This is a genomic window from Pasteurella testudinis DSM 23072 (assembly GCF_900176075.1).
Lineage (GTDB): Bacteria > Pseudomonadota > Gammaproteobacteria > Enterobacterales > Pasteurellaceae > Chelonobacter > Chelonobacter testudinis.
In genome coordinates this window covers 182,573-196,715 of record NZ_FWWV01000002.1, presented here as the reverse complement: position 1 = coordinate 196,715, position 14,143 = coordinate 182,573, and the positions used below count along the sequence as shown (strand labels likewise).

Here is a 14,143-nt window from a genome sequence, read left to right as displayed (position 1 = left end):
AGAAGATGTCAGCATTAGAAATTAAAAATGTCAGTAAAATTTATCCCAACGGCAAGGCGGCGACCCAAAATGCCAATATCAGCATTGAAACCGGCGAATTTGTAGTGTTCGTCGGCCCGTCCGGTTGCGGCAAATCCACGCTGTTGCGCATGATTGCCGGTTTGGAGTCGATTAGCGAAGGCGATATATATCTTGCCGATGAACGGATTAATGATCTTGAGCCGGCGGATCGCAATATTGCGATGGTGTTTCAAAACTATGCCTTGTATCCGCATATGACGGTGTTTAAAAATTTGGCGTACGGCTTGATTAACCGTAAATATCCGAAAGCCGAAATTCAAAAACGGGTGGAAGCGACGGCGAAACTGTTGCAGCTGAGCGAATATCTGCACAGCAAACCGAAAGAGCTGTCCGGCGGACAGCGGCAGCGGGTGGCGATGGGACGGGCGATTGTGCGCGAACCGAAACTGTTCCTGTTTGACGAACCGCTCTCCAATCTCGATGCCAAACTGCGCAACACTATGCGGCTGGAGATCAAGGCATTGCAGCAGCGTTTGAAAATCACGGCAGTGTATGTGACCCATGATCAGGTGGAAGCGATGACGATGGCGGATAAAATCGTGATTCTGAACGGCGGCAGGGTCAAGCAAATCGGCACGCCGAATGCGATTTACCACTATCCGGCAAATCTGTTTGTCGCTACTTTTATGGGATCGCCGGCGATGAATATTCTTGAGGCGACGGTGCAGCACGATGTGCTGCGCCTGCCGAGCGGTCACTATTTCAAACCGGATTTTCCGTTACCGCACAGTTGGCAGGGCAAGGCGATTAAAATCGGCATTCGTCCGGAGAAAATCCAATTATCCCATCAGCAACTGGCAGTGGAAAATCCGTTTTTGCTGTCGGTCGAGATCGTAGAAGATTTGGGGGCGCAACGGGTGATTCATGGCAAATTAGGTTCGCAGCCACTGTTGGCGGTCAGCGAAATGAGCAATATTGCGGTGGAAGATACGCTGTATTTCAGCGTTGCCAGCGCTGATATCTACCTGTTTGACGCACAAAGCGGACAAGCGCTTTATCAGACGGATTTACACCCGATAACGGATTAATATTTTTCAGCAAAGGAGGCGGCTTATGGTGTTGACATCTTTACAACCGTTTGAACAACAAGCGGAAATTCCGTTAATTACACGGCTTTGTTCGGAATTGGAAGCCGTACCGAAGCCGCTTTTGACGGAGATCCGGCAAGCAGCGCGCAGTAGCGCAGTGCACCGCCGTTATATGCAGCTGCCTTGCATGCAAAGCATCGAGTGCGGTCATCGCGGCGTGGGACGGCAGCTGTCCCGCCACTTTCGGGTGATAGCCTGGAATTTGGAACGTTGTCTGGACGTGAGTGCAAGTGCGGTTTTGCTGCGCCAATACAATCCGGATATTGTGTTGCTGTCGGAAATGGACAACGGCATGGCGCGCACCCAACAACGCCATACCACACAGGCGTTGGCGCAGGAATTGGGCATGTATTATCTGTACGGCGTCGAGTTTTTGGAGCTGGATCTGGGCAGTGAAATCGAGCGTAAACTGGCAACGGATAACTTCAACCGCCAAGGTTGGCACGGCAATGCGATTTTGAGCAAAGTGCCGTTCAAATCGGCAGCAATGTTGCGTTTTGATGATCACGGGCACTGGTTTGGCGGACAAAAAGTCGGCGAGCATTTCGGCGAAGCCCGTATCGGCGGGCGTATGGCGTTGTTAGCGGAAGTGGCGACTGCACAAGGTAATTTGCTGTTGGTCAGCACGCATTTGGAAAGTAACGTCAATCAGGATACGGCGTATCGTGAACGGCAAATGCTGACTTTGGCACAAGCCTGCCGGCAGTTTAAACCGGATCTGCCGGTGATTATCGGCGGCGATCTGAACACCGGCAACAATCTTGCCGACGGCTTGGATCATCGTGCCGAACCGCTCTTTGCCTCGATGGAACAGCTTGGTTACCATTGGCAAGCCAATCCCGACGGCGTCACCACCCACCATTCACGCATCACCCTGCGCCAACAACGCCAACAAAAACTGGATTGGTTTTGCGCCAAACAGATCCGCTGCTCGCACAGCGAAATCCTCTCCGCCTTTGCACCGGACGGTACGCCGTTGTCGGATCACGAACCGATTCTGGCGGATTGGGTTTATCCGAAGCGTGAAACCTAAACAAATATATTCGCATAACCGCACTTTTTGTTGCAATTTGTTGTAATCGGCTTAAAAGTGCGGTTTTTACTTTATCTGTCAGATTTGTTGCGGGAAATAAGCGTAAAAGAACGCATCAGATGTGATGTTTAAAGAATAAGATAATCAATAGGATAATAATAAAACCCGCATTATTTTACATCAATAAATAAGGTGTAATACTCCTTCCGTTTATGAACTCTCAATAATTATATTTAATCAAATAATTATCTTATTTGGAATAATGACGGAGTATCGGATTCAATTTAGCGTATTTTTGCGATTATTCGTGATGAAGGTCTAATTTGCTAGCTTTGACGGTTGCTATCCGGTTGGCTTGAGCGTAGTCTTTGCCTTGACTTATTTTTAGTCGAGAAATAATAAGCAGTCAATAGAGTCATACAAAATATCTCATACAAACAAGTAACAATATTAGGGAGAGTACACATGCTTAAGCGAAGTAAACTTTCTGTTATGATTGCAGCGACGTTGGCAACAAGCATAACCGGTGCGGTACAGGCGGCCGATGTAAAAGATAAGGGAACGGCAACCAATGTGGCGTTTAACCAAGCTTTTACCCCGACGGAATATACCCTCAAAGATAAGCCGACCATCATTTTGGTGTCGGTTGATGATCTGGGGTATGGACAGTTGAATTATGATGAAGCGGCATTTAACCGGGAAATTCTAAAGGATAATGCCATTCCGGAACGTTATCAGGTGGCATTAGACAAAGCAATCGAGGCGGCAAAAAGTTCTACGCCGACCTTGAAACAGTTGCAGGATAACGGGGTCAAGCTGACCCAAGGATTTGTCGCCCATGGCGTGAGCGGCCCTTCACGCGCGTCGATGATGACCTCACGCTTTCCGGCGCGTTACGGCATTTACAGTAATGACGATGCACAGGACGGTATTTCTACCGATGAAACCTTCTTGGCGGAACTGCTGCAAAATCACGGCTATGAAACCTCCGCTATCGGTAAATGGCATTTGTGCCGTATCACAAACGTACCGATTCCGAAAGAGCAGCAAACCCGTGACTATCATGATAATTTCACCACTTACTGCGATGAGCCGTTCCAACCGCAAAATCGAGGCTTTGATTACTTCTATGGCTTCCACGGTTCCGGTGCGTCCTACTATAATTCACCGTCTTTGTTTGAAAACCGCGAACGGATCGCCGCAACAGGTTATATTACCGATGAATTGACGGATAAAACCATTCAACGGTTGCGTGCAGCAGGCGACAAACCGGCGTTTATTTATCTGGCTTACAACGCCCCGCACATTCCGTTGGAACAAGATGCGCCGCAAAAATATCAAATTTTCAACACCGGCAACCATGAAGTGGATAACTACTATGCTTCGGTTTATGCCGTTGATCAAGGCATTAAGCGTATTCTGGACGAGTTGAAAGCACAGGGCAAAGACAAAAATACCCTGATTTTCTTCACCTCGGATAACGGCGCGGTAATCGATTCGCCGCAACCGATGAATGGGATTTTCAAAGGCTATAAAGGTGAAACCCAACAAGGTGGCGTGCACACCGCTATGTTTTTGAACTGGCCGGATCGCTTCGACGGCAAAGTGTATGACAAAATGGTGTCCGCAACCGACTTTATGCCGACCGCACTTGGCGCCGCCGGTATTCCGATTCCGGAAAAATTGGAAAAAACGCTGGACGGAAAAAACCTGCTGCCGTTCCTCGACGGCAAGGATAGCAGCGAACCGCACCAATATCTGTTCTGGGCACAGCCGAAAGCGTTCCACTGGGATCCGATCAATATTCCGTTCTGGCATAATTATGATAAATATGTCACCGGAAAATCCGATGATTATCCGAAAAATCCGTACATGGAAAAATTATCCAAGTTTACTTGGACGGTACGCGATAACGAATGGACCTTGCATTACTATATCGGCGATGAAAAACTGGAATTGTTCAAAACTTCCGATGTGGGGGAAACCAAAGAGTTGTCGAAAGATAATCCTGAAGTGGTGAAACGCTTGAAAGGCAAAATGAACGAATATTTGCTGGCGGCGAAAAAACCAAATACCGAGAATAATTTACCGAAATACCAAAATTTGCTGAAAGCCTCTGAATAAGCGGCAAAGTAAAGGGTAAAAGGAAGAAAGGGTGACCTTTCTTCCTGTTTTGAAGAGGGATTGCAATGTTAAGTTTTATGCTCAAACCCACCAGTTTTAAGTGCAATATCAAATGCGATTACTGCTTCTATTTGGAAAAAGAGCAGTTTATGTCGGGCGATAAGCAATCGGCAATGATGTCATTGGAAACCGCAGAGCATTTTATTCACCAGCATATCAGTCAAAGTGCGGATCAAGATGTTTATTTTACCTGGCAGGGCGGAGAACCGTTAATGGCGGGGCTGGCATTTTTTGCCGAGGTGATCCGTATTCAGCAGCGTTTTGCCGCGCAATATAACAAAACCATTCATAATGCGATTCAAACCAACGGACTGTTGATCAATCCGCAATGGGCGGACTTTTTTAAACAAAACAAGATCTTAATCGGAATTTCGATTGACGGCGATGAAGAGCTGCACAACCGTTATCGGGTCAGCAGCAGCGGCAAAGGCACGTTCCGGCAGGTGAAACAGGCGATTGAACTGTTGCAGCAACATGCCGTAGAATTTAATACCTTAACGGTTATCAACAATATCAACGCCGCTTATCCGCTACGGGTCTATCAGTTTTTAAAACAGCTGGGCAGCCGTTATATGCAGTTTATTCCGGTGGTGGAAACCATGGGGGTGGACGCTAATTTTAAGCCGAATTGGTTGAGCGGTGACAGTATTCTTCCGGTCACCAGCCATTTTTCCGTTAGCGCCGATCAATATGCCTATTTTATCAATACCTTGTTTGACGAATGGTTGGCAAAAGACGTCGGCAAGATTTCAGTGCAATTATTCGAATCGATTTTTGCCCGCTTTTGCGGCGTTGAGGCGTTAATGTGTATTTATCGTCAACGGTGCGGAGGTGAAAATTTGGCGCTGGAAGCGAACGGAGATGTCTATGCTTGCGATCATTTTGTTTATCCGGAATATAAACTGGGCAACATCGACAGTTTGTCACAAGTCGAGATTCAACGGCAATCAAGTACACTATCGCAGAAAAAAGCTGATCTCAACCGTACTTGCCAAGCATGCGAATGGCAGGCATTATGCTACGGCGGCTGTCCGAAACACCGTTTTGTGACGAATCAGGACGGTGAAAAACACAACTATTTTTGCTCGGCATATCGGCAAATTTTCCAACATCTCACGCCGGCGATGAATTTTATGGTGACGTTAAAAGAACAAAATGTGCCGTTGGCGCTGGTGAAGCAGTATCGAGAGCAGATTTACCATTAAAAAAATAAGCCTTATGGGCAATCCCATAAGGCTTTGGCTTGCTAAGAAAACGGATTATTTCTTCAACGCCCCCAAAACACCGCGTACGATTTGACGGGCGATTTGGTTGCGGATATTGCGGCCGACGCTTTTGCTGACGCTGCTGACCACCTGTTCGGTCATGGTGAGCTGTTCGCCGCGCTTTTTCGTGCCGAAAATCAGGCGGCTGAGGCTGCCGACCAAACCGTCGCTTTCTTCTTGCGCTTGTTCAGCCTGTTTCTGTGCCACTGCTTCTAAATTTTGTTGTTCGGCGGTCAGCACTTCAAATGCCGATTCGTTATCCACATCATCACGATAGAACGGGTAGAGCTCATCATCTTTCACCCATGCGCTGCGCTGCTCGACGGTGATCGGTTTTAGCTGGCTTTTCGGCGGATAAATGTAGGCGATTTCGACCGGCGTCGGCATGCCTTTTTCATCGAGGAAAGAAACCAGCGCCTCGCCCACGCCAAGTGCGGTAATCGCTTCCACTACGTTGACTTCGGGATTGCTGCGGAACGTTTCGGCGGCGGATTTGACCGCTTTTTGATCGCGTGGGGTAAAGGCGCGCAGTGCATGTTGAATGCGGTTGCCCAGTTGCCCCAGCACGCTGTCCGGCAAGTCGAGTGGGTTTTGTGTAACAAAATACACCCCTACCCCTTTGGAACGGATTAGGCGCACCACTTGCTCGACTTTTTCGACCAGTGCGGTCGGCGCACCGTCAAATAGCAAATGCGCCTCGTCGAAGAACATCACAAAAGTCGGCTTGTCCGGATCGCCCACTTCCGGCAGGTTTTCAAACAGTTCCGACATCAGCCACAGTAAAAATGCGCCGTACATGCGGTTGGAATTAATCAATTTTTCCGAGTTAAGAATATTGATCACGCCTTTGCCGTCACGGGTTTGCAGCCAGTCTTCCAAATTCAGCGCCGGTTCGCCGAATAGCTTGGCGGCGCCTTCGTTTTCCAAGGTCAGCAACGAACGTTGAATCGCGCCGACGCTGGCGGCGGAGACATTGCCGTATTCGACCCGATAAGCGGCGGCGTTGTCGGCAACGTGTTTTAACATAGCGCGTAAGTCTTTCAAATCGATCAGCAGCAAGCCTTTATCATCCGCCACACGGAACACCAGATTCAATAAACCTTCTTGAGTGGCGTTGAGATTGAGTAAACGAGATAATAACAATGGCCCCATTTCGGAAATGGTGGTGCGCAGCGGAATGCCGCTTTCGCCGAACACGTCCCAAAACGAGACCGGATAGCCGCTGAGATAGTTCTCGCCGCCCAAGCCGAACTGCTCGATCCGCTCGGCGACTTTGCCTTGCAGCTCGCCGGCTTTCACCAACCCTGAAATATCGCCTTTTACGTCCACTAAAAATACCGGCACGCCGTCGTCACTGAAGGCTTCCGCCAGTTTGCGCAGGCTGATGGTTTTTCCGGTGCCGGTGGCGCCGGCAATCAAACCGTGGCGGTTTGCCATTTTGGCGGTTAAAGATAGGGTTTTGCCGTTTTTACTTTGGGCGAGCGCATATTGGGTCATAATATATCCTTAATAGATGATCATAATCGGGCTGATGATAACGGATTTACACTGTTGACGAAAGCCTAAACCGCACTTTGCGCTAATCTGCCGTGTAACAGCGCCGGCAGTTCCAGCAAGGAATCCAGTTGGCGATCGGCAATGCGGTAACGCGGATCGTGTTGCAGCTCTTGCGGCGGAATGGCAATGACTTCCATTTGTGCGGCTTTGGCGGCGATCACGCCGTTGACCGAGTCTTCGATCGCCAGACACTCCAGTGGCGACAACCCCAGTTTTTCGGCGGTATTCAGGTAAACCATCGGGTGCGGTTTGCCATAGGGCAGTTCGTTGGCGGAGTTGAGCGAAATAAAATAGCGGCGTAATTGCAGGGTATCGATCACGGTATCAATCACCTGCATATTGGAGGAGGACGCCAGCGCTACTTTGAAACCGTTGGCTTGCAGCCATTGCAAAGCGCCTTGCACGCCCGGCAGTGCTTCGCCGTGTTGCTGAATCCAATAGATCACGGCTTTATTCATTGCCGCCGCAATATCAGCCGCTTTTTCCGGCGCGAGGTTGAATTGCTTGCACCAAATATAGGCGATGTCCTCCACCCGTTTACCGACAGTGGCGTCGGCATCGGCTTTGGTGATCTTAATGCCGCATAAACGCTGCATCACCTCAAATTTGGCTGCTTCCCAAGCCGGTTCGGAGTCGATCAGGATTCCGTCCATATCAAAAATAATCGCTTTCAGCATTTTTTGTCCCCATGTTTTTATTGAAATTTTACCGTGATTACTATAACCGAATTAACGCGTTATAACACGCCCCAAAATGCGTTGATTAACGGTTGTTGCAGCCGTTTTTTCTGCACGCACACGCCTAACTCGAACGCCTTGACCGCTAACGGCAGATCCAGATAAGACACTTGACCGCTCATCGGGCTGTTCTTGATTACGATATCGGGCAGCAACGCCACGCCGCAACCGAGCGCCACCATCGGCACAATGCCCTCGTGTCCGCTGACCGAGGCGTAAATTTTCGGTTGTTTGAAATTCATCTGTTTAAACCATAGATCGATGCGTTCGCGCACTGGTCCGGCGACCGGCAGGATAAACGGGATCTGCTCCCATTCAACCGGCTGTTGTTGCAATAAACGGGTGGACGCGCACGCCACACGCGGCGCAATCAGCGACAGTTGGATATGATCGATAAAATGGAAATCAATATTATCGGGCAGTTTCAGCGGCTTACCGACCAGTGCCAAATCCGCCTGCTGCGACCGCACTTGCTCCAACGCATTCGCCGGATCGCCGGTGGTGAGTTTGATTTCCACTTTCGGATAGTGGCGGCGAAAGGCTTCCAAAATCGGCGGCAGGTGGCTGTAGGCGGCGGTGACCGAGCAGAACAGTTTCAGTTCGCCGCTCAGCGCCTGCTGTTTCGGTTGCAGCTGGTTTTTGATCTGCTGCCAGCGCTGCCATGTCGAGAGCGCATACGGCAAAAATAATTCGCCGGCTTCGGTCAAACTGACTTGGCGGTTATCGCGCAAAAACAGCGGTTGTTTCAGCTCCGCCTCCATTTTTTGAATCTGACGCGACAGCGTGGACGGGCTCATATGGTTTTGCATGGCAGTTTGGTTGAAATTGCGCTTTTCCACCAAATCCAAAAACAGTTTTATCTCTTGAAAATTCATCTGACCGCACTTTTATGGGTTGTTATTTGTGATAATCGTAGAGGAACATTTTATATTCGTCCGTTTGCGAAATACGATATAAGTACAGAATTAATATAAAGAAATGCAAAGTGCGGTTCGGGCGGATATGCAATCCGCCCCTACTTTGCTTTATCAATGATCATTATGTACCTTATTTATTGCACAAAATGCAATTATAGATTGTAATAATATCAATTTTCGCAATCAGGATTTTAGTCTATACTGCCCTCACTTGTCCATGAGGACACCGTTTAATCTGATAAATAAGGAAGCACCATGTCGAACTATTTTAATACCTTGAACCTGCGTCAGCAGTTAGCACAATTAGGGCAATGCCGTTTTATGGCACGCGAAGAGTTTGCCGATGAAGCGAATTATCTGAAAGGCAAAAAAGTGGTGATCGTCGGTTGCGGCGCGCAAGGTTTGAACCAAGGTTTGAATATGCGTGATTCCGGCTTGGACGTAAGCTATGCGTTGCGTAAAGAGGCGATTGCGGAAAAACGTGCCTCGTTCACCCGTGCCAGCGAAAACGGCTTTAAAGTCGGCACTTATGAAGAGCTGATCCCGAGCGCCGATTTAGTGATTAACCTGACTCCGGACAAACAACACTCGGCGGTGGTGCAAGCGGTGATGCCGTTGATGAAACAAGGCGCGGCGCTGGGCTATTCGCACGGTTTGAATATCGTGGAAGTGGGCGAGCAAATCCGTAAAGACATCACGGTGGTGATGGTGGCGCCGAAATGTCCGGGTACGGAAGTGCGTGAAGAGTACAAACGTGGATTCGGCGTACCGACCCTGATCGCGGTACACCCTGAAAACGACCCGCAAGACGAAGGTTGGGCGATTGCCAAAGCGTGGGCGGCGGCGACCGGTGGTCATCGTGCCGGCTGTTTGGCGTCCTCTTTCGTCGCGGAAGTGAAATCCGACTTGATGGGTGAACAAACCATTCTGTGCGGTATGTTGCAAGCCGGTTCCATCGTGTGCTACGACAAATTGATCGCCGACGGCAAAGATCCGGCGTATGCAGGCAAATTAATCCAATACGGTTGGGAAACCATCACCGAAGCCTTAAAACAAGGCGGGATCACGCTGATGATGGATCGTTTATCCAACTCCGCCAAACTGCGTGCGTTCGAGTTGTCCGAACAAATCAAAGACGAATTGGCGTTCCTGTTTGAAAAACACATGGACGACATCATCAGCGGCGAATTTTCCGCAACTATGATGGCAGACTGGGCGAACAACGACGTAAACTTGCTGACCTGGCGCGAAGAAACCGGTAAAACCGCGTTTGAAAACGCACCGAAAGCCGACGGTATCAAAATCTCCGAACAAGAATTTTTTGATAACGGCGTGGTGATGGTGGCGATGGTCAAAGCCGGTGTGGAATTGGCGTTTGACACTATGGTCGCCAGCGGTATCTATGAAGAATCCGCTTACTACGAATCGTTGCACGAATTGCCGTTGATCGCCAACACCATCGCGCGCAAACGTCTGTATGAAATGAACGTGGTGATTTCCGACACCGCCGAATACGGTAACTACCTGTTCGCCAACGTCGCCACCCCGATTCTACGCGAAAAAATCATTCCGACGCTGCAACGCGGCGATTTAGGCGAAGCCACCCCTACGGTTGAAATCGATAACGTCACCCTGCGTGATGTCAATGACGCCATTCGCAACCACCCGATTGAATATATCGGTCAGGAACTGCGCGGTTATATGACCGACATGAAAAAAATCGCTGTTGCCGGTTAATCGAACCGCACTTTGACATTTTTCGGTTAAAGAATGAATCCCTTTAGTGAGCGCTAAAGGGATTTTTTGTTGGCTAAAAAGAAGAAAATAGTATAATGTCAGTACAAAGTGGATAAAAAACAGACGAGGTAAGTACATGACAGTAATAACAATGACTAGCCGAGAATTTAATCATGAAGTCGGCAAAGCGAAACGCTATGCGCAAGATGCCGGTGCGGTGTTTATTACAGACAGGGGCGCTACGACCCATGTGTTAGTTTCGATTGAAGCCTATCGACATTTGCAGCGGCAGCCGACGGATATTTTAACCGCACTTGCAATGCCGGGACTGTCAGAAATTGAGCTTGAAACCGAGCGTAGCGTACTGTTTGACGATAGCCGAGAGGTTTTCTGATGTACTTACTGGATACCAATGTGATTTCAGAATTGCGAAAAATCGGCGATGGCAAAGCGGATTTGAATGTGGTGAACTGGTTTGCGTCAGTAAAAGCGGAGCACCTCTATTTATCGGTGATTACGGTATTAGAGTTGGAAGAAGGAATCATGCGAATTGAACGCAAAGATACGGCTCAGGGGCAAAAACTGCGGACTTGGTTGGAAAACCAAGTCCGCAGTTTTTTTCAGGGCGCATTTTGCCAGTTGATTTAGCGATTGTGAAGCTATGCGCAAGATTACATATTCCTGATCCCAAACCAGCAAGCGATGCGTTGATTGCGGCAACCGCACTTGCACATGGTATGTTGGTGGTCACCCGCAACACCAAAGATTTTCAACTGAGCAATGTGAGTTTGCTTAATCCATGGGAAAAATAAATATGGGAAAGTAAATAAGAAGACAAATAATGGGCTGAAGTGAAATTAGCCCATTGCTTGAAAATTTACGCCTTGCTTTTCCCCAGCACCACACTCAACCCCAACGCGATTAACGCCGGTACAGCCCAGCTTAAGCCTAAGTGATAAAACGGCACATAGTTTAACAAGCGATCGATTTGTGGCGGCAGCCAACCGAGGTTATTCAGGCTGTCGCACAAGCTGAACAGCAATACCACAGCAATCGTCAGGCGGTAGCTGAAACGGACATTCGGCAAGTGCGGTCGCAGGAATTGCAGCACCACCAAGATAATCGCCATCGGGTAGATCAACAGTAATGCCGGAATGGTCACGCGTAACAGAGTGGTCAAGCCGGTTTCGGCGATGACGGTGGTCGCGACACTGAACAGAATGACGAAAAATTTATAATTTAAACGGTGGTGGAATTGGGAAAAATAGTCGGCACAAGCGCTGGTGACGCCGACCAAGGTGGTCAAACTTGCCAATAACACAATGGCGCTCATCATCAGCAAGCCGCTTTTACCGAACAGTTGGTTGACATAGGCGGAGAAAATTTGTCCGCCGTTGCTGGCGTTTTGCGCCACCGGCGCGCTGGTGGCGCCCAAATAGAACAGGCACAGATACAGTGCCGCCAGCAGTACCACCGACACAACGCCGGCACTGAGGGCATATTTTAAGACCGCACTTTTGTGCGCCACCCCTTTCACCGCCAAGGCGCGCGCCACAATGCCGCCGAATGCCATCGCCGACAGCACGTCCATGGTTTGATAACCGCTGACCAAGCCGGTTGCTACCGCAGAGTTGTCGGCATAGGCATGGCTGGGCGGTATGATTTCCGACAGAGGATTGGTCATCACCGCAAAGCCGACTGCCGCCAGCAACAGCAATAATAACGGCGCCATAAATTTGCCGATACTGGAAATCATGGTGCTGCGCCCAAGCATAAAAAGCAGCGCAATCAGGTTAAAGGCAATTGCAAACACAATGTGTGAATAGTCGCCGTTAAACAGATTGAGCGGCTGCCACGCCATTTCATAGGCGACGTTGGTAATCCGCGGCATGGCAAAGGTTGAGCCGATCACCAGATATAAGATCGACCAAAACGCCACTTCCAACCATTGCGGCAGATCGCGCGACAACTCTTCGCCGCGCCCTTTAACCGACACGGTCAGCAGTGTGATAAACGGCATAATCACGCCGGTGAGAATAAAACCGAGTGCTGCCCACAGCCAGTTCGTGCCGGCTTGGAAGCCTTCCATCGGCGGAAAAATAATATTGCCGGCGCCTAAAAACAGCGAAAAAATCATCATGCCGAGTACGGCAATTTCTTTGCGGGATAGTGTCATTCAGTATCACCTTTTAGTATTTTTTAAATCGGACGATGATACTATAAAATTTGCATTTCTTAGAGAATAAAATGGTATTAACCGCACTTTGTTACGATTTTATTGTGCGGTTTTGCTTATTTTAAGTAAAAAATATCAAATGGAGCGGGCTAAAAACAGCGTTAGAAAAGCCGGAGCTAAGTTGTTATACTTTGCGCTGATTATTGACAAAGCCCACCACTTGCCCGATGTTGTCGGGCGCAAGAGGAGTTGACCTATGAAAGCATTATCCGCCCGCCGCTTATTGAAATCGGGTTTTATCGCGGCATTGAGCCTGTTTAGCAGTGTGGCATTGGCACAAAAGTTATATGTGTACAACTGGACCGAATATATTCCCTCGAAGTTGCTGGCCGACTTTACCAAAGAGACGGGGATCGAAGTGATTTATTCGACCTTTGAAAGCAACGAAGAGATGTATTCCAAAATGAAGCTGACCCAGCAGAGCGGTTATGATTTGGTGTTTCCGTCAAGCTACTATATCGGCAAAATGGCGCAGGAAAATATGTTGCAGCCGCTGGATAAAAGCAAGTTGAGCAATTTGGGGAATATCAGCACCGAATTGCTGGACAAGCCTTTTGATCCGAATAATCGCTATTCGCTACCGTATGTCTATGGTTTGACCGGAATCGGGCTGAATGCAGCGGAAATCGATCCAAGTGCGGTCAGCAGTTGGCAAGATTTGTGGAATGCGCAATATAAAGGCAAAGTGTTGCTGACCGCCGATTCGCGCGAAGTGTTCCATTTTGCGTTATTGTTGCTCGGTTATTCGCCGAATACCAGCGATGAGAACGAAATCAAACAGGCGTATGAGTTGCTGAAAAGTCTGATGCCGAATGTAGTGGCGTTTAATTCCGATTCGCCGGAAGTACCGTATTTGCAGGGAGAAGTCGAGATCGGCATGATTTGGAACGGTTCGGCATTCCGCGCGCAGCATGAAAATCCCGATATCCGCTTTGTTTATCCAAAAGAGGGCGCGATTTTCTGGATGGATAATTACGCCATTCCCAAAGGTGCGAAAAACAGCGATGCTGCCTACCGCTTTATTGATTTTATGTTGCGTCCGGAAAGTGCCAAAGTGGTGATTGAAACCATGGGCTTCTCGATGCCGAACAACGGCGTGAAAGCCTTATTGGATGAAGCTGATGCCAACAACCCGACCCTGTTCCCACCGAGCAAAGAGATCGAAAACGGTGTATTGCAAGCGGATGTAGGCGAAGCAATTGATATTTATGAAAAATATTGGAATCTACTGAAAACCCATTAATGGTTTAATTGAAGTGCGGTCAAATCATAGACCGCACTTTATTGTTGCATCAATTTATAAGATGA

13 protein-coding genes are annotated in these 14,143 nt (G+C 48.7%); 9 read left to right on the top strand and 4 right to left on the bottom strand.

The window, feature by feature from the left end:
- Window positions 1-5 precede the first annotated feature (5 nt).
- The 4 genes from B8880_RS02505 (at window position 6) to B8880_RS02490 (ending at window position 5,591) form a co-directional block, all read left to right on the top strand.
- Window positions 6-1,109: an ABC transporter ATP-binding protein gene (locus tag B8880_RS02505; protein ID WP_084255838.1), complete on the top strand. Its 1,104-nt coding sequence runs from the start codon at window positions 6-8 to the stop codon at window positions 1,107-1,109.
- A 25-nt stretch (window positions 1,110-1,134) separates the two neighbouring features.
- The gene (locus B8880_RS02500; RefSeq protein ID WP_084255837.1) at window positions 1,135-2,202 is read left to right on the top strand and encodes an endonuclease/exonuclease/phosphatase family protein; all 1,068 of its coding nucleotides are present in this window, start codon (window positions 1,135-1,137) and stop codon (window positions 2,200-2,202) included.
- Between the two features lie 465 nt (window positions 2,203-2,667).
- On the top strand, window positions 2,668-4,326 hold the full coding sequence (locus B8880_RS02495) for a sulfatase family protein (RefSeq protein WP_084255836.1): 1,659 nt from the start codon (window positions 2,668-2,670) through the stop codon (window positions 4,324-4,326).
- 65 nt (window positions 4,327-4,391) lie between these two features.
- Complete coding sequence (locus B8880_RS02490; protein WP_208610877.1) at window positions 4,392-5,591, top strand: anaerobic sulfatase maturase; 1,200 nt, start codon at window positions 4,392-4,394, stop codon at window positions 5,589-5,591.
- 54 nt (window positions 5,592-5,645) lie between these two features.
- On the opposite strand, the gene B8880_RS02485 is transcribed toward B8880_RS02490, so the two are convergent.
- From B8880_RS02485 to ilvY, 3 genes are all read right to left on the bottom strand, one after another.
- Complete coding sequence (locus B8880_RS02485) at window positions 5,646-7,148, bottom strand: helicase HerA-like domain-containing protein (protein ID WP_084255835.1); 1,503 nt, start codon at window positions 7,146-7,148, stop codon at window positions 5,646-5,648.
- 65 nt (window positions 7,149-7,213) lie between these two features.
- Window positions 7,214-7,885, bottom strand: coding sequence for a hexitol phosphatase HxpB (hxpB, locus tag B8880_RS02480; protein WP_084255834.1), 672 nt, complete (start codon window positions 7,883-7,885; stop codon window positions 7,214-7,216).
- A 59-nt stretch (window positions 7,886-7,944) separates the two neighbouring features.
- Window positions 7,945-8,820 (bottom strand): HTH-type transcriptional activator IlvY, encoded by an 876-nt coding sequence (gene ilvY, locus B8880_RS02475; protein WP_084255833.1) that lies wholly within the window; start codon window positions 8,818-8,820, stop codon window positions 7,945-7,947.
- A gap of 297 nt (window positions 8,821-9,117) precedes the next feature.
- Here ilvY and ilvC point away from each other — a divergent pair, with 297 nt between their 5' ends.
- The 4 genes from ilvC (at window position 9,118) to B8880_RS14565 (ending at window position 11,411) form a co-directional block, all read left to right on the top strand.
- Entirely contained in the window at window positions 9,118-10,599 is a 1,482-nt protein-coding gene (gene ilvC / locus B8880_RS02470) for a ketol-acid reductoisomerase (RefSeq protein ID WP_084255832.1), read from the top strand.
- A gap of 136 nt (window positions 10,600-10,735) precedes the next feature.
- On the top strand, window positions 10,736-10,993 hold the full coding sequence (locus tag B8880_RS02465) for a hypothetical protein (protein WP_084255831.1): 258 nt from the start codon (window positions 10,736-10,738) through the stop codon (window positions 10,991-10,993).
- Window positions 10,993-11,247 carry a PIN domain-containing protein gene (locus tag B8880_RS14570; protein WP_208610876.1) on the top strand — a complete coding sequence of 85 codons (255 nt, stop codon included), beginning with the start codon at window positions 10,993-10,995 and terminating at the stop codon, window positions 11,245-11,247. Before B8880_RS02465 ends, B8880_RS14570 begins: the two co-directional genes overlap by 1 nt.
- Window positions 11,232-11,411 (top strand): PIN domain-containing protein, encoded by a 180-nt coding sequence (locus B8880_RS14565; RefSeq protein ID WP_208610875.1) that lies wholly within the window; start codon window positions 11,232-11,234, stop codon window positions 11,409-11,411. Before B8880_RS14570 ends, B8880_RS14565 begins: the two co-directional genes overlap by 16 nt.
- A 65-nt stretch (window positions 11,412-11,476) precedes the next feature.
- On the opposite strand, the gene brnQ is transcribed toward B8880_RS14565, so the two are convergent.
- A complete protein-coding gene (brnQ, locus tag B8880_RS02455) occupies window positions 11,477-12,775 on the bottom strand; it encodes a branched-chain amino acid transport system II carrier protein (protein WP_084255830.1) in 1,299 nt (432 codons plus the stop codon).
- Between the two features lie 256 nt (window positions 12,776-13,031).
- Between brnQ and B8880_RS02450 the strand changes: the two genes are divergently transcribed.
- The gene (locus B8880_RS02450) at window positions 13,032-14,078 is read left to right on the top strand and encodes an extracellular solute-binding protein (protein WP_084255829.1); all 1,047 of its coding nucleotides are present in this window, start codon (window positions 13,032-13,034) and stop codon (window positions 14,076-14,078) included.
- Window positions 14,079-14,143: the final 65 nt, after the last annotated feature.

What these genes read in the sequence shown, in the direction of transcription:
- B8880_RS14570 (WP_208610876.1), top strand. Translation starts at nt 10,993, where the DNA reads ATGTACTTACTGGATACCAATGTGATTTCAGAATTGCGAAAAATCGGC.
- brnQ (WP_084255830.1), bottom strand. Translation starts at nt 12,775, where the DNA reads ATGACACTATCCCGCAAAGAAATTGCCGTACTCGGCATGATGATTTTT.
- ilvC (WP_084255832.1), top strand. Translation starts at nt 9,118, where the DNA reads ATGTCGAACTATTTTAATACCTTGAACCTGCGTCAGCAGTTAGCACAA.
- hxpB (WP_084255834.1), bottom strand. Translation starts at nt 7,885, where the DNA reads ATGCTGAAAGCGATTATTTTTGATATGGACGGAATCCTGATCGACTCC.
- ilvY (WP_084255833.1), bottom strand. Translation starts at nt 8,820, where the DNA reads ATGAATTTTCAAGAGATAAAACTGTTTTTGGATTTGGTGGAAAAGCGC.
- B8880_RS02450 (WP_084255829.1), top strand. Translation starts at nt 13,032, where the DNA reads ATGAAAGCATTATCCGCCCGCCGCTTATTGAAATCGGGTTTTATCGCG.
- B8880_RS02495 (WP_084255836.1), top strand. Translation starts at nt 2,668, where the DNA reads ATGCTTAAGCGAAGTAAACTTTCTGTTATGATTGCAGCGACGTTGGCA.
- B8880_RS02500 (WP_084255837.1), top strand. Translation starts at nt 1,135, where the DNA reads ATGGTGTTGACATCTTTACAACCGTTTGAACAACAAGCGGAAATTCCG.
- B8880_RS02465 (WP_084255831.1), top strand. Translation starts at nt 10,736, where the DNA reads ATGACAGTAATAACAATGACTAGCCGAGAATTTAATCATGAAGTCGGC.
- B8880_RS02505 (WP_084255838.1), top strand. Translation starts at nt 6, where the DNA reads ATGTCAGCATTAGAAATTAAAAATGTCAGTAAAATTTATCCCAACGGC.
- B8880_RS02490 (WP_208610877.1), top strand. Translation starts at nt 4,392, where the DNA reads ATGTTAAGTTTTATGCTCAAACCCACCAGTTTTAAGTGCAATATCAAA.
- B8880_RS02485 (WP_084255835.1), bottom strand. Translation starts at nt 7,148, where the DNA reads ATGACCCAATATGCGCTCGCCCAAAGTAAAAACGGCAAAACCCTATCT.